At 41.0% G+C, this 17,001-nt stretch carries 21 protein-coding genes and 4 pseudogenes; 9 read left to right on the forward strand and 16 right to left on the reverse strand.

From position 1 onward, the window contains the following. Nucleotides 1–217: 217 nt before the first annotated feature. From DP114_RS32535 to DP114_RS32580, 10 genes are all read right to left on the reverse strand, one after another. Nucleotides 218–1,024: a glycoside hydrolase family 24 protein gene (locus tag DP114_RS32535; protein ID WP_169267293.1), complete on the reverse strand. Its 807-nt coding sequence runs from the start codon at nucleotides 1,022–1,024 to the stop codon at nucleotides 218–220. Nucleotides 1,025–1,031: 7 nt separating this feature from the next. Beyond that, the gene (locus tag DP114_RS32540) at nucleotides 1,032–1,658 is read right to left on the reverse strand and encodes a M23 family metallopeptidase (protein ID WP_169267294.1); all 627 of its coding nucleotides are present in this window, start codon (nucleotides 1,656–1,658) and stop codon (nucleotides 1,032–1,034) included. Nucleotides 1,659–1,730: 72 nt separating this feature from the next. Then, nucleotides 1,731–2,081, reverse strand: a complete 351-nt coding sequence (locus DP114_RS32545; protein WP_211178638.1) for a hypothetical protein — start codon at nucleotides 2,079–2,081, stop codon at nucleotides 1,731–1,733. Then, nucleotides 2,082–2,387 (reverse strand): hypothetical protein, encoded by a 306-nt coding sequence (locus tag DP114_RS32550; protein WP_370460826.1) that lies wholly within the window; start codon nucleotides 2,385–2,387, stop codon nucleotides 2,082–2,084. A 7-nt stretch (nucleotides 2,388–2,394) separates the two neighbouring features. Next, complete coding sequence (locus tag DP114_RS32555; RefSeq protein WP_169267296.1) at nucleotides 2,395–2,889, reverse strand: hypothetical protein; 495 nt, start codon at nucleotides 2,887–2,889, stop codon at nucleotides 2,395–2,397. A 17-nt stretch (nucleotides 2,890–2,906) separates the two neighbouring features. Next, on the reverse strand, nucleotides 2,907–3,476 hold the full coding sequence (locus tag DP114_RS32560) for a hypothetical protein (protein ID WP_169267297.1): 570 nt from the start codon (nucleotides 3,474–3,476) through the stop codon (nucleotides 2,907–2,909). Between the two features lie 4 nt (nucleotides 3,477–3,480). Then, nucleotides 3,481–4,323 (reverse strand): phage terminase large subunit family protein, encoded by an 843-nt coding sequence (locus DP114_RS32565; RefSeq protein ID WP_169267298.1) that lies wholly within the window; start codon nucleotides 4,321–4,323, stop codon nucleotides 3,481–3,483. Between the two features lie 8 nt (nucleotides 4,324–4,331). After that, on the reverse strand, nucleotides 4,332–4,550 hold the full coding sequence (locus DP114_RS32570) for a hypothetical protein (protein WP_169267299.1): 219 nt from the start codon (nucleotides 4,548–4,550) through the stop codon (nucleotides 4,332–4,334). Nucleotides 4,551–4,552: 2 nt separating this feature from the next. Beyond that, nucleotides 4,553–4,801, reverse strand: coding sequence for a hypothetical protein (locus tag DP114_RS32575; protein WP_169267300.1), 249 nt, complete (start codon nucleotides 4,799–4,801; stop codon nucleotides 4,553–4,555). An 8-nt stretch (nucleotides 4,802–4,809) separates the two neighbouring features. After that, nucleotides 4,810–5,028 carry a hypothetical protein gene (locus DP114_RS32580; RefSeq protein ID WP_169267287.1) on the reverse strand — a complete coding sequence of 73 codons (219 nt, stop codon included), beginning with the start codon at nucleotides 5,026–5,028 and terminating at the stop codon, nucleotides 4,810–4,812. Between the two features lie 75 nt (nucleotides 5,029–5,103). On the opposite strand from DP114_RS32580, the gene DP114_RS35535 reads away from it, so the two are divergent. Together DP114_RS35535 and DP114_RS35540 are read left to right on the forward strand one after the other, a co-directional pair. Next, a complete protein-coding gene (locus tag DP114_RS35535) occupies nucleotides 5,104–5,457 on the forward strand; it encodes a helix-turn-helix domain-containing protein (protein WP_322790703.1) in 354 nt (117 codons plus the stop codon). A gap of 128 nt (nucleotides 5,458–5,585) precedes the next feature. After that, nucleotides 5,586–6,065, forward strand: coding sequence for an IS630 family transposase (locus DP114_RS35540; RefSeq protein WP_246163634.1), 480 nt, complete (start codon nucleotides 5,586–5,588; stop codon nucleotides 6,063–6,065). A gap of 13 nt (nucleotides 6,066–6,078) precedes the next feature. On the opposite strand, the pseudogene DP114_RS32590 reads toward DP114_RS35540, so the two are convergent. Both DP114_RS32590 and DP114_RS32595 read right to left on the reverse strand, forming a co-directional pair. Next, a pseudogene (locus DP114_RS32590) lies at nucleotides 6,079–6,435 on the reverse strand (hypothetical protein); the annotation flags it as partial. A 22-nt stretch (nucleotides 6,436–6,457) separates the two neighbouring features. Continuing rightward, nucleotides 6,458–6,856 (reverse strand): hypothetical protein, encoded by a 399-nt coding sequence (locus DP114_RS32595; protein WP_169267301.1) that lies wholly within the window; start codon nucleotides 6,854–6,856, stop codon nucleotides 6,458–6,460. Nucleotides 6,857–7,257: 401 nt separating this feature from the next. Here DP114_RS32595 and DP114_RS32600 point away from each other — a divergent pair, with 401 nt between their 5' ends. Continuing rightward, the gene (locus DP114_RS32600; RefSeq protein ID WP_169267302.1) at nucleotides 7,258–8,415 is read left to right on the forward strand and encodes a DNA cytosine methyltransferase; all 1,158 of its coding nucleotides are present in this window, start codon (nucleotides 7,258–7,260) and stop codon (nucleotides 8,413–8,415) included. Here the strand turns inward: DP114_RS32600 and DP114_RS32605 are convergent. The 4 genes and pseudogenes from DP114_RS32605 to DP114_RS32615 form a co-directional block, all read right to left on the reverse strand. Then, nucleotides 8,412–8,933: a hypothetical protein gene (locus DP114_RS32605; protein WP_171978371.1), complete on the reverse strand. Its 522-nt coding sequence runs from the start codon at nucleotides 8,931–8,933 to the stop codon at nucleotides 8,412–8,414. The two genes, DP114_RS32600 and DP114_RS32605, sit on opposite strands and share 4 nt — an antisense overlap. A gap of 196 nt (nucleotides 8,934–9,129) precedes the next feature. Continuing rightward, nucleotides 9,130–9,666, reverse strand: coding sequence for a hypothetical protein (locus DP114_RS32610; RefSeq protein WP_169267304.1), 537 nt, complete (start codon nucleotides 9,664–9,666; stop codon nucleotides 9,130–9,132). Between the two features lie 54 nt (nucleotides 9,667–9,720). Beyond that, nucleotides 9,721–9,792 (reverse strand): annotated as a pseudogene (locus DP114_RS36520) (IS607 family transposase); the annotation flags it as partial. A gap of 89 nt (nucleotides 9,793–9,881) precedes the next feature. After that, a complete protein-coding gene (locus DP114_RS32615) occupies nucleotides 9,882–10,301 on the reverse strand; it encodes a helix-turn-helix domain-containing protein (RefSeq protein ID WP_211178639.1) in 420 nt (139 codons plus the stop codon). Between the two features lie 162 nt (nucleotides 10,302–10,463). Here DP114_RS32615 and DP114_RS32620 point away from each other — a divergent pair, with 162 nt between their 5' ends. From DP114_RS32620 to DP114_RS32645, 6 genes and pseudogenes are all read left to right on the forward strand, one after another. Beyond that, nucleotides 10,464–11,051 carry a hypothetical protein gene (locus DP114_RS32620; RefSeq protein ID WP_169267305.1) on the forward strand — a complete coding sequence of 196 codons (588 nt, stop codon included), beginning with the start codon at nucleotides 10,464–10,466 and terminating at the stop codon, nucleotides 11,049–11,051. 98 nt (nucleotides 11,052–11,149) lie between these two features. After that, nucleotides 11,150–11,800 (forward strand): annotated as a pseudogene (locus tag DP114_RS32625) (hypothetical protein); the annotation flags it as partial. Nucleotides 11,801–13,369: 1,569 nt separating this feature from the next. Next, entirely contained in the window at nucleotides 13,370–14,458 is a 1,089-nt protein-coding gene (locus DP114_RS32630; protein ID WP_169267306.1) for a nucleotidyltransferase domain-containing protein, read from the forward strand. Beyond that, a complete protein-coding gene (locus DP114_RS32635; protein WP_169267307.1) occupies nucleotides 14,439–14,891 on the forward strand; it encodes a type II CBASS E2 protein in 453 nt (150 codons plus the stop codon). Before DP114_RS32630 ends, DP114_RS32635 begins: the two co-directional genes overlap by 20 nt. A gap of 42 nt (nucleotides 14,892–14,933) precedes the next feature. Next, nucleotides 14,934–16,388 (forward strand): CD-NTase-associated endodeoxyribonuclease Cap4, encoded by a 1,455-nt coding sequence (gene cap4, locus DP114_RS32640; protein ID WP_169267308.1) that lies wholly within the window; start codon nucleotides 14,934–14,936, stop codon nucleotides 16,386–16,388. 23 nt (nucleotides 16,389–16,411) lie between these two features. Continuing rightward, nucleotides 16,412–16,621: pseudogene (locus DP114_RS32645) on the forward strand (IS1634 family transposase); the annotation flags it as partial. Nucleotides 16,622–17,001 lie beyond the last annotated feature (380 nt).

Genomic DNA, 17,001 nt, shown 5'->3' on the forward strand with positions numbered 1-17,001 from the left:
TCTACTCTTGGCGTTCTTGGCACGCCAGGTGCTTCAAGTCGGCGGAGCCGCCCAACGCACTGGCTCGTCTTGTTGCTAATCGTTTAATAAATATTAAGTGCATCTATGGCTACGCCACGCAAGCTATCATGGAGAATTGGTATAAGAATAAAATTATCGATAATCTTTGACGAAATCCAACTACTTAATGTCAAACATAAGTCGGAGAAAGTTTTACCTATTTCCGAGTTTCAGAAATTACTAATATTTTTTGATAGTAGCTACGTAATTCTTCTAAATTTCGTGGATTCTGATTATATGAATTGCAAATAAAACTTGCCCATACCCTACCAACTTTACATGCAGCAGTATCAAACCTTCCTGCTTCAATATCACTTAAGGCATTATTACGGCGAATATATTCAATCGCCATTTTATCTTGAGAAGCTGGACTAAAATCCTTCAAGTTTAACTTTGGCTGCAAGTCATACCAACTTTTATCTAACATTTGATAAGCACCAGCTGCAGTAGAACAAACCTCCTTGTTATTAATAGGAGCGCATTGTTTCTTTAACGGATGTGTCGAAAAATCATCAAAAGTTCCCTTAAATACTAACTTACGATAACTCTCAGGTTCACTCGTTCCCGTTTCTGCCCAGCGAATTGTTGCTAAAAAAGCGCTCAAGCGTGGTGAATAAGAACTTGTATTAACTCTTGGCTCTAAATTATTTAACGATACTGAAGAAACACCAGCGCTTTGAGAACTAGAAAAATAAATACTCAAAGTAATTAAAGAAGCAGCTGACAAATGAACAGGCTGAAAACGCGATATCAATTGATGGCGAGGATTCCAAATTAACCCAACTAAACCACCAACAACAAACCCAAATTTCCAACTATCGAGTACCCTACCAAAACTAGACATCTGACAGATAGTATCTGCACTCCTTGATGCCAACCTACAGGGCAATGAAGCGACTCCATAAGAAACAGTCACACAGCCAACTACACCAATTGAACCTGAAATCAAAATGCGTCCGAGCATACAAAAATTACCGATTTATCAGATACTCGTGTAAATAAGGACGGGGGTTCTGCGCTACGCCATAAGAACGAACTTCAAAATGCAAATGCGGTCCTGTCGAAAAACCCGTACTACCTACCGTCGCAATCATCTGCCCACGTATAACTTGTTGTCCTTCTTGCACGTACAATTCGTTGGCATGACCGTAGAGAGTAGAAATATTTCCCTGATGTTGGATAATAACTGCATTTCCATAACCATTCCTTTTGTCACCTGCGCTTACCACCTGGCCTGAATCAGCTGCATAAATGGGCGTACCCATTGATGCACCAAAATCAATCCCGCTATGAAACTTGCGTTCGCCCGTAATGGGGTGTGTTCGCCAACCAAACTCACTAGTTACGGGAGTACCAGTCGCAGTTGGAAAAACAAACCGACCAGAAGAAAAAGTCTTGTTATCATCAGAAGATTGAGTTTGGTGTTGTAATGCACTCTGGAGAGATTTAACTAACTGCTGGGATTCAACCCACCCAGAAACCTGGGGAATCACCATAGCTGCAACTAAAACCGAAGTTGCGATCGCATAATTCCAAGTGTTATTTATCGAAAGCTTAGTTTTTGCCTTACTAGCTTGAAAGTCAACAACCAGACGCATTACAAATCATTTACATCCAAAATTGTTGTTGCAAAAATATAATTGGAGTTCTGGCGGTAGCGACGGTCAGATTTAACGATTGATAGAAATTGGCGATGACCGTCTTGCGACATTGACTTCTTCTGGATTTTGTGATGTTTGATAGCCTTTACGCTGCATCGCTTGATATACTCGTGATGCCAAATTACTAGTAGGTTGTGGATTAACCAAAGTTTGAATAGATTGCACAACAGACTGCGATTCAATAAACGTAGATATCGGCTGTACAACGACACAAACAACCAGCAAACTCGTTACAATGGCATATTTCCAAGCAGGTGATTTATCATCAACTGATGAGGTTTCAGATGCAGCGTCAACAGGTAATTTTACTGTTTGAGTATCATCCTCCCTCTGTGAGTCAAACTCAATAACAAACCGCATTTACCCACCCCAACGAGTTTCTTTCTTCCTAAAAGTATTCGTTTGATTGGAAAGTTTATCTTGCCAGCAACCAACATTCTTGGCGTTCAAAACTGCCTCAAAATCATTACCAGCTTTCGGACAAGCAGTTGGAGTTGAAGTTGGGATAGAAGTGGAATTAGCAGCAGGTAAAGTTATATAATTAACTGGTATTTTGACTTGATGAAATAAACCTGCTGCCCTGTGCAAATCGTAGAATTTCAAATACCCTGGTTGCAAAATATCTGCAATCCACACCAACAAAGTCATCCAAAAGATAATTCGCACCCACATACTATTCCAGTTGCTTAACAACCGGAAGTGCAAATTGTGGAACTTCCTTGGGCACGACTTCTATCTTCTTGCCTGAAGCATATCCTGGACCTGTGTAATTTCCATTTAAAAGAAAATTAATGACCATTACAAACAACCAAAACCCAACTGCACCCACCCCTATAGGTGATTTTATACAATCTCCAAGAAAGTAGGCTGGATACCAAACAAACCTCCAAGGATTCTGTGGGTGTAGTCGATGCGCCTTCCATGTCTCCACATAAGGAATCTCAATTTGAGGAATTTTCGGTTTATAAGTAGTAGGTGCAGTAATATACCTCACTTCTACTGGTTGAGTATCGTAAGTCATCATCGGAGAAACATTCCCTTGTTGCTGATTTATGACTCCTCCTTGTTGCTGTACCTGCTGCAGCATGTTTTGCAAGCGATTTACAGGTACAATTTCACCGCCTGAGGAAAAATCCGCATCAAAATTACGGCGTTGATTTCTACTCATAGAAAACCTCGAATTAACTAACTAGTCAAATGATTATTATTTGCTTGGGAGTTATTATCTGACCAAAAATCTTCATCTTGAAGTTGGGCGTAAAACTCTTGTGGAGAAAGCATCCCAGCCTGGTTGTTGACTTGATATCCACTCATTTGAACATCAGGCGAATGCTCTAACTTAGAAATAGTAGAACGCGGAGAAAATTGAACTACATTCTTACCCAAAAACTCGTTAGGGTATCCCAAGGAAGCAGCAGGAGGTGACAGCAAAGGAGAATAAGGTTGAACATCAGTAGCTTTAACATCAGCATCAGAGAGTTGATTGCTCGAATCGTTTAAGTTATCAGAAGCTTCTACGGTGTCTACAGCATTGTTATAGTCAGAAATTCCCCAGCCTAAGAAACAAGCAAACCCAGCTAAGAATATAACTGCACTCATCCAATGCACACCTGAGTTAGGGGATGGCATCATCTCAACAGTCGTGCGAGATGAACCCTCAAGGGTAGTACGAATAGGGGTACGTTTGACTGCCGCTATAACATTGAGCGAACATAAGGCTATACAAACTATTGCAGCAGCAAACTTGGCGTACATGACATCACTCCCCTGATTTGTTAACAGGCTGTTTATTAAGAACTGCCTTATGCTGGTTTTTCTTCGTCTGCTGAAGATATATCTGCCTTTGCTCCTCCCGCTGCTTTATCCTTGAGCGGATATCTGCCACTTGCGCCATCTGCTCTACTGGATCTAAATATCCCCGCGCCCGTAATAACTGCGCCTGTGCCAAGGAATAAGGCTCTTGAGCATTTCTAATTTGAATGAACATCTGATTTAAGTCAACTGATGGTTGCGATTCTAAATTCTGGGCATAATCAATCGCCTCAAGCTTGCCCAAAATCAAAACAGCAGCCGCACCAGTTGGTATTTTCTCTTCAACTTTCATACCATCAGTTCTGCGGTATCCCCAGTAAAAAGTATTATTTCCAGAAGCTGCTTCTAGTAAAAGATCCAAGGAGTTGAATTTAACTATCTCCAGCGCTGGCATATAATGCAAGCGATAAAATCCTGAGTTTTCGTCAGCCTGCATCCTGGATATCTCACCCCGCAGTTGCTGTCCCCACAACGCCGCCGCTAACTGTCGCCATCCTGTCAGCGTAGGAGTACCCTCGACTGAGGAATAGCTGGAAAGATGATCTATATTGTAGTCAGTACGCGAAAGCTTCTCCAAATAAACCTCCCGAATCTGAAAAACTTGCGCCTTTGCCTGTTGCACCTGAGATACAGAATTTCTGGGAATTTGCTGCTTCCACCCTACTATTAGAGCAACCGAACCAATTACAGATAGCGCCCCAACGGTTGAACAAACAGTCCATAAAGTGACATTTACCTTTGTCCGCTTTCTTGTTTGCTTGGTATCTCGCACAGGGGTAGGAGTAAACATAACTAGCCCTATGTATTATTAACAACTAGATGCAAAGGCGGACGTTTATTCAACTGACGGGCAAATGCTATCCCCGCACCACCAACAACTATTCCAGTAAGCAGTAACAATGGGTTCAACGCAAGAGTTGCTCCTACTCCCATCAACTGCCCTACCATACCAGATACCCCAAGGTTCATTAACAATCCACCTGTAGCGTTCATCAAAAAATCAAATGCCGCTTGCATAATTACTCCCTAGATATCCAAATTACTATTAGTGCTAAAACAAACCCAATTAATTCGCCTAAACCGACACCAACCAAAATTGGAACAATACTTGAAATCTCCTGTCTTTCTTGAGTTGGAGGGACTGCCACCCATGTTCCAACTACTGTACCAGTTACCAAACTCAAACAGTTTATACCAAGTGCTAAAGTGGATGTTTTACGAGCATTGAGCAAACTCTCATCACGCAGTTGGTAAGAAACTGCAAGCATCTGGGACACTACTTCTTCGGAGATGGCTCGGTTTTCGGCTGCGAGGACTTCAAGCGTCTGGGCTGTTGTGTCGATGTACCTACTAGTAGGGGATGAGTCTGTTCCCCCCAGTTGATTTTGCCGAAAAAATCGTTATCAATTCGAGTTTGAATTCGCTCCTGTGCTTGCTCATAACCAGTAATACCCTTGTTTGAGCTACTATAGCGGTTCAAGGTTGAGACCAACACACTCTGGTAAAATTTGACCAGAGTATATTAATCAGATTTTTATGAAGGCTTACGACCAAGATCTGCGTCAAAAAATTGTTGATGCCTTTCGGAATCGAGAAGGCTCGCAAGCGAAAGCTGGCAAAGCGCTTTCATGTAAGTCTCAGTTTTATACAAACCTTACTAGGTCGCTATTTAGACGTAGGAAGTATAGAACCATTACCACATAAAAGTGGTAACCCACCCAAAATAAAAGAAGAACATTATCCAATTTTACAAAAATTGATAGAAGAGAATAACGATGCAACCTTAGAAGAATTATGCGTAAAAATGGAATTACAAACTCAGATAAAAATTAGTCGCTCAGGAATGAGTAAAACGTTACAAAAGCTCAAATTGACCCGAAAAAAAAACTTTACACGCAGCGGAGCAAGACACGGACAGAGTTAAAAAATTGAGGCAAGAGTTTTGGGAAAATATCCGTACATTTGACCTGAACAATTTAGTTTTTGTTGATGAGTCTGGAGTAAAGCTCGCCGGGGGAAGCTTCCCCCGGCAGACTTTACGTAAATATAGCTATGACCAGACTTTATGCTAGGGCACTGAGAGGAAAAAGAGCCCACGCTTGGAGTCCAGACAAACGTGGTAAAAATGTAACTATCATTGGGGCAATCGCTTTACGTGGGATTGTTGGTGCAATGAGTTTTAAGGGTGGAAATGATAAAAATGCATTTGAAACTTATATTAATCAAGTTTTAGTTCCTAATCTTTGGCAAGGAGCGTGTGTAGTGATGGATAATTTTAGCTCTCACAAAGTTGCAGGAATTCAAGAAGCAATTGAGGCTGTTGGCGCACACTTAGTTTATTTATCGCCATATTCACCTGACTTTTCTCCAATCGAAAATTGTTGGTCTAAAATTAAAGAATTTTTACGTTCACAAGCTGCCCGTACTTATCCAGATTTAGATCAAGCGATTACAGCAGCATTTGAAGAAGTTAGTTCAAATGATATTGTTGGTTGGTTTAAACATTGCGGTTATTGTATTGCATCCAACTGAGAACCGCTATATCTACATCAGTACCGCCGTGAAAAATGAGTTCTTCAAGAGCGAGAGTGGAAGATTCTAGCACTACCTTGTGACGCAAGTTTCCTAGCTGAATACCCTTGTCAACATCAAGGGTAAGCATTCCGACAAAACTATCAGGAGCAGCTTGTTCGGGGTCAATACCAAACCTTTGTTTGATATACTCACGCTTATCAAAACGATGTTCTCCACTTTCAGGATTCTTTTGATCGCGCATCTCCAATAAATGACGAGCAGCCTCTTCAAGGGACATATTTTCAGAAGTCGCAGCAGTCTTTAACTGAAGCAATTGTTGTTCCACTTGCTCGCCAACTGTGTCGCCTTGAATTTCTAGATTCAAAATTTGACAAACAGTCCGCACCACATCATGCGACACCTGCAACTGTTGTGCTAGTTGGTTTATATGCTTCATTACGTTCAATCCTCTTAATGACTGCTTGAACAATTAAGTTGTTTTTTTCTTCATTAGATATATGCTTTGTCAAAAAGTCATAAAGGCTTACGTCATTGACTTTTTGCAAATAAGCATCTAAGCCACCAGCAGGAATCACCTGTTGTAAGTATTCTTTACACGTCAACCGTCGAATCTTGATAGCAACGTAGAAAATATCAGCAATTTCAACTGCTGCTGCATCAAAATATCCGCCTCGCTTACGAGGCTTAACTATCCCTGCGTAAGGATACCACCGTTGTAAAGCAGCAATCGAAATCCCGTATCTTTCGGCAAGTGTTTTTTGGGTGTAGAGAACGTTTTCACATAGCATCAAACTCAATTCCAACTGAAAGGTAACATCAATTTCAAGACAATTAAACTAAGTTCTTGCTAAAGAAAGTGTGAATCCAATAATGATTCACAAGTCCTATCACTTTAGTACAAGTTTCATTCAACTAAAACACAATGCAAATTCAGCCAATCTCCTACTCAACTTCACATTTGTTAGGTTACATACTGCCTATGGAGAATGCAAGCACATTTGTATATGTAACTTGAAGAAAAGAGAAGTATGATTGATAAGGTAAGAAAGTACTCAAACAGAAACATAGAGCGAAAAGTCAATTTTTTTGTGAATAATGAATGATTTTATGGTAGTTTTTGTGTCAGAATACAATCCTTGACTTTTCTTGATTTTTTCAGTCAAAATAACTATAATTATGACCAAATCAAATGAAGCTTGAGAAAACAGTAGCAGACTTTTTTGCAGGGATTGGCCTCGTTACAATGGGGCTAATTAAGCAAGGATGGCAAGTAAAATATGCTCTTGACTACAGCGACGAGAAACGCCAAATGTACCAGAATGCTTTTGGAGTCGGACACTATCACTGTAAAGATATCAGAGAAATAAGTGGAACTGAAGTGCCTAAAGTAACCTTAGCTCATGCCTCTTTTCCATGTACTAACATCTCTGTTGCAGGTTCTAGAAGTGGGTTGCACTCTGGAGAATCATCTACATTCTGGGACTTTGTCCGATTCCTACATGAAATGGGGGAACTGAGGGAAATAGGTAAACCTCCTTTAATTCTTATTGAAAATGTGGAAGGTTTCCTAACTTCTGGGCGTGGAGAAGATTTAATCGTTGCGTTAAAAGCTTTAAATAATCTTGGTTATGCAGTTGATATTTTCATCATCGACGCTGCCCATTTTGTTCCGCAAAGCAGGGTACGTTTATTTATTATAGGTAATCTGTTTAGTTTCTCACAAACTTATGATGAGATTGAACGGATTATGAGTCAGCAAAAAGGTGCAAGACCTCAAAAAGTTAAAGATTTTATTGCTTCTAATCCAACAATCAAATGGAGCCTTCGCAATCTACCAGACTTACCCCAAAGAACAACCAACCTAGCTGATATTGTTGATGAAAGTGAGGAATGGTGGGTAAAAGAACGAACAGAGTATTTGTTCAATCAGATGTTTGAACGTCATAAATCCCAAATTCGTTTAATGATGCAAAATGAATATTGGTCATACGGAACCGTCTTTCGACGCATGAGAATGCGTTCTGGGATTAAACAATCAACCGCAGAACTAAGAACCGATGGAATTGCTGGATGTTTACGAACTCCGAAGGGAGGAAGTGCTCGTCAGATTATTGTAAGGGCAGGTTTTGGACGTTTTGATGCTAGGTTAATTAATGCTTGTGAAAGTGCCCGTCTCATGGGGGCATCGGAGTATTTGATTCCTCAAAATATTTCACTCAATAATATACTTTTTGGCTTTGGTGATGCTGTTTGTGTTCCAGTCATCGAATGGATTGCTGCGAATTATCTTAATCCATTATTTAATGAATTAAATAGCATGATAAAAGCTTCGCAAAGAGCTGCTTAATTGGTCATAGGAAATGTAAGCATACCATCCTTAATACTCATAACGACTCGACCATGTACTTTCACTGTACTGTTGCTGATATTTTTGCGGTATCGACGTAAGAATTCTTGAGTGCCATAGCGTTCTTCCAAACCAGGTAACCAACTTCGGAAAATTTCTGATAGGAAATCTCCTCCAAGTTGGCGAACTGTAACGTTTCTGTAGTCTCGACTGTAGGACACAAATAAATGGTCTACAGTCATATCCTTCAAAAGCTTACCGCGACCTGTTCTCAGATGATACTGGTACTCAAAGGCGTTACCATCAATACTAGATTTTACCTCGTAATTACTAAGGTCGGCTCCATAGCTACCAGTACCTGTATCTCCAGTAAGTATTGCACCAAACAACTCCCAAAGTTGTGGCGAAATGCTTCCTGGTATTCGTATGTTGTATTCTCTGAGTAGGCTAATCAGTTCTTCGTTGTAAATGAATTTTCTGTAGAAATCATATGCTTGTTGTATCCTCAGTTGGGTCATAGCCAAAAGTCAAGTATGACAAAAGCAGTTGTGCATAAGTGGGCTGTACCCGCTTACTTGGCTGCTTCCTTTTCAATACCCTATGACGTTTGGTATCAAAACTGCAATTATTTCTGTTGGAAGTGATCGCTGTCAGACGCTAAATTGTGTTGGTGAAATTCGCGCAATTCTAACTTCATCTGTTTAAATCTATGACTTATGCTGAAATTTTTTCAACAGAAACTTGATGCATAATTTGCTCTTTTAACGAATCTGCTGCAACTGCTGCAATTGTTTCCCAATCTTCTTGTTTCAACAACACCCCAAGCAGCTCGCGCAGTATTTCTCGGCTAGAGATAAACTCTTGGCTATAAAGTTCATCTGTTCCCAAAACAACAAGTATGTGTTCTCTGACTTCTGGTGTAGGTAGCCTTAATCGTTGAAGTAGTCTCTCTCTTGCAGTTTTTACCGCAATTTTCGTAGCTGTTCCTAAATTCCAATTATTCAGCAATAGCCGCACTTCTCGATTAAGAGAAATACGTAACGTTGTTAAACGTCCCAAAAGTTCGAGGTTCAGCATTAGGTCGCCAAACCCAGAACCCCAATCCAATCCAGCACCAATGTTACCACCTACTTTATCCTCAGCAACGACCGCTTTTCGCAACCATTCTTCATCAAACAATAAATCCATCGGATTTACTGCGTTTTCTTGACTAAAGGTGCTTTGATTGTAATTAGGTTCTTGCTGACTCATTCACTTACCGTTACATAAATCTTGCTCAAGTTTAGTCAATGCTAATCAAAGCTATTCAACCATGTCCTGCACTAACTCTTGCTCAAAAGTAATTTCCTCCGAAGTCTTGTTAATGATGACCACCTCATTTATGGTGCAAGGGCGATCGCCTGACCAATACGTTTGAGAAAGCGTTTCAGTGCGGGTTAATTTGATACTTGAGTAACTCTATTTATTTATGCTGATTCTCCAATCTTACTCAGGTATACTACTCGATATATAGCTTTAGTTGTTTTGCCAGAATCACCAGACGAGTGGTCAGTACTAGTTTTTTCCATTGATTGCTCAATATCATCTACTGACGTTGGACAATCACCATTGCCATCAAAAGTATAGTCCAGTAAGTCGCCAGGAGTAATAATTCGGTTTTCTCCCCTAGCATGATAAGCCTTTGTTAGGCCATTACATAAGTTATTGAGGACTCTGCCGCTAATCTGTTCAATCTCATCAGCATTTTTGAGCTTTGAAATGGAGGTTGGATGAATACCTGAAAGCTCAGCAAGTTCCTTATTCGTAATTTTCTTCTCTGCCATCAGCATCCTTAACCGCCAACGAATCATGTTTTGAGAGTATGTCCTTGTTTTACTTACTCTCATAGTTTCCTCCACGAATGCATTTATAGCTAGCTTGCTTTTAAAGCTATATTTTACACTCCTTAATAGCTTCCTCGAGTATTTAATTGCTTACTATTATATTATATAGCGAGCTTGCTATATAATTGACAGTAAACAAAGGCGCTCATCACCCGTAAGGTCTTTATGAAAAACTGCGAAATCCTACAAAGTCTACCTAAAGAAGGTTTAAAACCCAGGCAATTTCTACGCCACTGCTTCGGTATAGCCTCACTCAGCCCCCCGGAACTTCTCGAAGAAGAAACAGATTCTCAATACCGCAGAAAATGTATCAGCGTATTATGTGCAGTTTTTGACGTACAAAGACCAACAGTTCGCAAGTGGGGAAGTGACCTCAATTTTGATGGGATACCCAACTACTGCAAATTTGCACTTGCTTACATTCACGCTGCCGAAATTGTGCCAAAAGAGCTAAAGAGTATCCTGCAAGGAGAATACAGCGCACCACTCGTAGATGCTCAAACGTTTCTAGAAAAAATACTCCTCTACGGATTAACCGAACAGCAAGTACTGCAAACTGTTTCCCATGCTAACTTTCGCGCTACTTGTGTCAAAACCCTCACGCAAGTATTACATATCGGCACTAAGTCAGTTCAAGACTGGGGTCAAGATATGTCGTTTCGTAAAATGCCCACAATTCACAAACACACCTTGGGTTATGCCCTGGCTGCTATCTCTAAATCATCAAAAGCTTGGGACAAACAAGCAGCTTGAATTATTCGCGTTGACTCAAATTGGTGAGGCGATCGCCATTCCGCCAAGAACTTGCGATCGCCTTCCTCAATAAAACCCAAAAATGGGAACTAAATAATATGATGCCACAACAAGCAATAATCGCAGATGATTATCAAGCTTTCGCCCAACAAGAATTGGAAAGATACATTGAAGCCCAAGCCGAAGAGATCGCCCCGGAAGTAAATTTCTCTTTCCAAGCGCTACCAATTGCCACTGAGACCATCCTACGTCACGCTAGATCTCTGGCTGTTGAGAAACAAAAGCGGTCGCGCACAGAGTACAAAAAGCTGTTATCTGAGCATGGTTGGCTCTTAGAAGACAAGAAATACCTCAAGGTGGCTGCTGCATTTGGTTCTTTCTCGCCCCAAGATTTAGCACAAATCGAGCCAGATACTATCTTTCTGCTAGCAAAGAACAGCAAGAAGTACCAGCCTGTTATTGACCAATTGCAGGACTTGAGCTTACGTACTCAGCAGGTGGTTAGAGAACTCATAAAGCAGCAGCGCAAACCGAGAGAGCCAAAGTCTGAGAAACCGAGTATTTGGCGACGAACGAAAAATGGTGGACGCTACTGTCAAATTCCGCCCATTCACGAGCAAGATGAGCGCACTGGCGTCACCTTACAGCAGATGATGGATTGTGAGGGATTGACGGCACAGCAAATCGTGGCAGAAGCGATTTCACTGAGGCAGGCATACAAAACTGGACAGCTGGTATTGGTTGATGATGCATCCTTTTTGGAATATCAACTCCAAAGTCCAACTTGTGAGATGAACAGCAACCAAATAGATGAGGTAGGAACGGACAACATTGAACTAAGTGAAAACACGAATTGTGCTGTTGTAGAGCAATTTGTTTCAAAACCCACCAATTCAGATAATTTTGGACAAGTCCAAGTACAGGAGCATCCAACAGCAGAAAATACTGAAGTACCGCTGTTGAATGATGTACCAACAGAACAGTACGACCAAGATCAGTGGCACTCTTTAGCTACAAGATTACAACTCCTACTAGCACTTCCTATTCCTTACAACAGAAAAGATGCACGCACAGCAGATGATTTAGTTGCTGTTGTTACTGGCAGATTGAGTAAAGAGCATTATGCTTGGTTTGACAATCTTCCCAAGTTGCTAGCACAAGCTGCATCAATAAACCCAGAAGAATTGGAGTGGGTTGATAGCGTACTACGTGCCAAAGCATTAGCGGTGATAGGATTTGAAGTAAATTCGATTGTGGAGGTTATTAGCGCTCGCCATAACTACCAGCTCTGTACTGGCACGGTAGTAAATTTATCTGGTCCTGCTAACACTCCAATTGAAGTAAGGTTAGGCGGGAAAAGAAAGTACTTCCACCACAGTGAGTTGAGGTTGATTTCCAGCACAGGTGATAGTAGCCCAAGATCAGACAATTTAGAACTTAACCCAACTCCAACTGAAGAACTAGCACTCAAGGTGCGAGTGGGAGATAAAGTTAACTGGGCTAATTGTCCTGCCCACCTTATTAACTGGCAGCCATTTTTGATTACTAGCATTGAGGATGACCAAGCAATGCTAGATATTTATACGCATCCAGTGCCACTGGCTCAATTGCAGCTTTGCTCAACTCAAAACTGAAATTTTGATGGCTCTTTGAGTGCAGTTCATAAATCTTTGACGATGGACTTTACTATTCATTAAAAACTTGCAATTACGCGTTGCTCCAAACGCGAGTACGTGTCCCATAAGCGCAAAGTGCCCCCACTAGGCGTACACGCAGCGTGTCTGCAGAACTTACGGGACGATCCGCGAGTGCGTGTCCTCTGCCTCCTGCACAGGAGCTACGAATTGCACGCAGGTGTCCGTAAAGACATAATATCCGCCCTTTTAGTCAGAGCATAGAAAAATAAATTGTGCTCGCACCCCTAACTTTCAGTCAATCACTATACTGAATGATAATTAGTCAAATTACTACTGCTTTTATTACGGTTTTTACTACTAATACAATTGTTCTGATTGGATCAAAAAACTATTAAAATACAAACTATGAGAATACAATGTCATCGGGTGCTACAGTCTGACATTGTCTGAGTTAATTTCGGCTGAATTCAAAGAAATTTAGTTGCAAAAGCAGCTTAATGTATTCTCTGAAGACGAGTATGCTGCATTTTTGAATATTTTACATCGAGAAGCTGTGTATATGTAATACCAGCAAGTTTTTCTGTCAAACAAATTTTATTTTCAATCAGGGTGAACTCTTGCAAAAAATTTACCATTGCGCCGCGTTACAAATACCCTAATTCTGTAAAGGTAAAATTATAGATGTTTCCACTCATCACACACTTTGAAGAACTGCTTAAGAACATCCAACCACCTCAAGAACGACTTGAAGCAGCACGGGATTTGCCACCATTAGTTCGTGATTACATCGCTGAAAGCAAAGAATTTCCTACGGTTTCACCCGATAGTCGTCTGGCAGGTTCCTACGCCCAACAAATGGCAGTGGGTGATGTTAAAGACGTAGATACCCTGATTCGCATCCCTGGCAATCCAAAAGCAAATGAACCAAAAGCAAAGCAATTAATTCAAGACATGAAAAAGCTGCTTGATAGCTTACCAGAAGCTTTGGGCTATGAAGGGTATGCAGAAGCGGAAATAGAGGTCGAACGGGCACGCCGATCCGTCCATGTCTACTTCAAAGACAAAGATTTTCACTTAGACTTTGTTCCTTGCATTGCACCGGATGGATTTGAGAATGTGTTGTATGTCCCTGATCGAGGGTTTAACAAGTGGATAGCATCTCACCCAATTGGATACATTAAACTACTTAACGATTTACAGAAGCAGTACGACAATAAAGTTAAGCCTCTAGGAAAGTTGCTAAAGCATTTCCGTGACTATCAGATGAAAACCCGCAAGCCTAAGAGCTACTGGCTTGGTGCCCTCCTAGTTTATCACATTCAAGAAGGCAATTTGGACATGACACAACCATTGGCAGTCCCGTTTTACACCCTTTTGAATGAAATCTACTGTCAGTACGATCACTTGCTGTCTACTAGCAGTGATGCAACCCCAAATATCCTCGACCCCATGCTAGATCACAACATTTCCTGGAACTGGAGCCGCACCTATTTTGAAACCTTCATGAGACGGATTAACGAGGGACGGAATTGGGCAGCCAAAGCCCTAGAGACTGATGATCGAGAGAAGGCGATTGAATACTGGCAAAAAATTTTCGGAGAAGAATATTTTCCATCAGACGTAGAAACAACTGTTTCCCGATTAGCTACAAAAGGTTTACCTGGCAAATCTTACGTCAGCTCTACAGGTTTGATTGTGTCAAGTCAGCCTGCTTCCGGGATCTACACCTCCACTATTGCAACTAAGTTTCATGGGACTGAGCAAAGCTGAATTTCTTCTACTGAAACCTGCCATCAACCTAGGACTACAGAACCTGCACATACTGCGCCGATTTCCTGGGTTTGTTTACAAGCGAGAGCTTGGGGTAGCTATATGGCGAGGTACGCTTCAACCTCGCCAGTTATCGCCAAAATATCGGGTAGCAGTGCGCTATAAGTTAAGCTCTCATCCAACTGTTAATGTTATATCGCCTGCCCTAGTCTCAAGAACTCCCCATCTTTGGAATGATGGAAGTTTATGTCTCTACTACCCTAAAGAAAAACCGTGGCAAGCAGACATGCTCATTGCACAAACCATTATTCCTTGGACTGCACTATGGCTCTACTATTATGAATTGTGGTTAGATACCGGGAGATGGCTTGGTCCATCGTCACATGCTTCAGACCCAAAACTGCTGAACGGGAGCGCTAATTCCGTCTCTTGATAGTTCTATCCTAAGGTCATCTATCGAATAATAGTAAACCACATGACAGACAGCGATCGTTTGACTCCCTCACTCTTAGAACCACAGTCTCGCGGTGGTGATATTGCTGAAGGGGGCTTTTCATTCCAGGAACAAGTTACTTTAGCCCGCATACCAGTTTGGCTTTCTCAAGAAAGTTTCACAGCTATGCTTCGGGAAGGTATTGGTGATGTAGAGGCAAAGTTCTTTGTGCCTGGTCGTGGGTTTACTAAGGAACTTCTTGAAGTTAAAGATCACGTCCTTCAACCATCTAAGTTCTGGAGTGAAATTCGCCGATTTCAACAGATAGATACTGGAAGTTCAAATATTTCTCGGTGGTTTATTCTTGTTGCAACAGGAATTTCCAAAGATTTAGAACCTTTGGTGAATGGATTACGTCGCGTTCGTAGTCCTCAAGATTTTTATGAAGAAAACTCCACCATTCAAGAAAATTCGTTCCAAGATTATGTTCAGATTATCAAAAGAATCGGGGGTACAGATAAGGATGCTATTTTTATTTTTAATAAGGTAATTATTGAAGTCGATTGGAACACTGCAAAACCTCACGGGGAGGCTATTTTTAAGCAGTCTTTTGTGGATCATTTGCCAGAATATGAATATTTATCTCTCAAAACCTTAGATAATATTTATAATCATATTGGTATATTTATCCGACAACGTAAAAATCAGAACATTACTCGGAAAGACTTAGAGACAAAACTAAGAGATAAAATTCCTTATCATCAACAGCAACCTTTTCGCCCCATCCTTATTTATACAGCTATTGCTCCCGAAGATAATCCAAAATATCCAGGAATACGTTTTGATTGGACTCCTTTTTCTGGTGGTGAAACTCGTGTGCTCACCCTACCCCAACAGTGGAATCAGCTACTAATTGAACTACAAAATACTCGAAGCTGGATTGAAAACTATAGAAATACTAAGCGAATTAGGCTTGCTGGCAACCGCCGTTTGGTAGCATGTCTTGTAATCGGCTCTGTCTTCTCAGCTGTTCGGGGTTACGTCATTGAAATGGAATACCGTGAACAGATATGGGCAACAGATGCTCATTCCACTCACGAAACTCCTCCTTATCCCTTAAATTATCAAATTGTAGGGGAAACAGGAACTTGTTTGGTTGTTAGTGTAGGTATTTGTCGAGATATTATTCCTGAAGTGGAAAGTAACCTAGAGAAGCATGGATTAGCAAGTATGCCACAGCTTCATATTAGGGGAGAACTACCTATAACTTCTCCACAACAAGCCAACATTGCTGTTGGAAACATTAAAAAATTGATTGTTAAAAACTTAGTACGTACTGGCGGCAAGAAAATTCACCTATTTGTTGCTGGACCTGCTCATCTTGCGCTCTTTCTGGGGCATCGCTTGGATGCTACAGCACCAGTCACTTGCTACGCATGGGTATGTAGTGGTCAATACTCTAAAACATTCCAACTCTTTTCAGAAATCTCTAAGTAGGTTTGCTGAACAGAACTACCAATGTTGAACAATCAAGTATTCAATTATCTTTATTTGATGAGCTTTGGGTCGCCGAAATTTCATCTGATGATTCTCCAGGAAAACGGTTAGTTGCTTGTCGAAATCCGATACTGGCTGCAGATAGAGCTAAAACCAGAGAAGAATTATTACAAGCAACGGAAAAAGAATTATCCAAAATTGTTGCTAGCACCACCCGTCAAAAACGCCGTTTAAACTGAACTTATCCCAGTGCAAATGTACTAACAAAGTCTTAAAGCCTTACTAGGTAAGCAATTTTGGTGTCAGTAGAAGTGTACCCATGTAAGCGCTGGAACTATTGGTACAACTGGGGTAAACTAAAATTGGGGGTTAGCGCTTCAAGCTCGCGACGCCACGCCCCTTCATTGGTGACAGGTTAAGGTCATGATACATTTGTTAATATACTTATTGAATGAAAATTATGCCAAAAACCGTGGTAGAAAACATCGTTTTTGGTCAGCGCGATGCGGAAGCCGCCTGCACTCTATAGCCTAATCTTTGTACTCATCATTCACCTGTGTGCCAAAGCTAGGTACAAAGCTTAGCTGGATACCTTAATTTTCACTCACTTTTC

This window comes from Brasilonema sennae CENA114 (assembly GCF_006968745.1).
Lineage (GTDB): Bacteria > Cyanobacteriota > Cyanobacteriia > Cyanobacteriales > Nostocaceae > Brasilonema > Brasilonema sennae.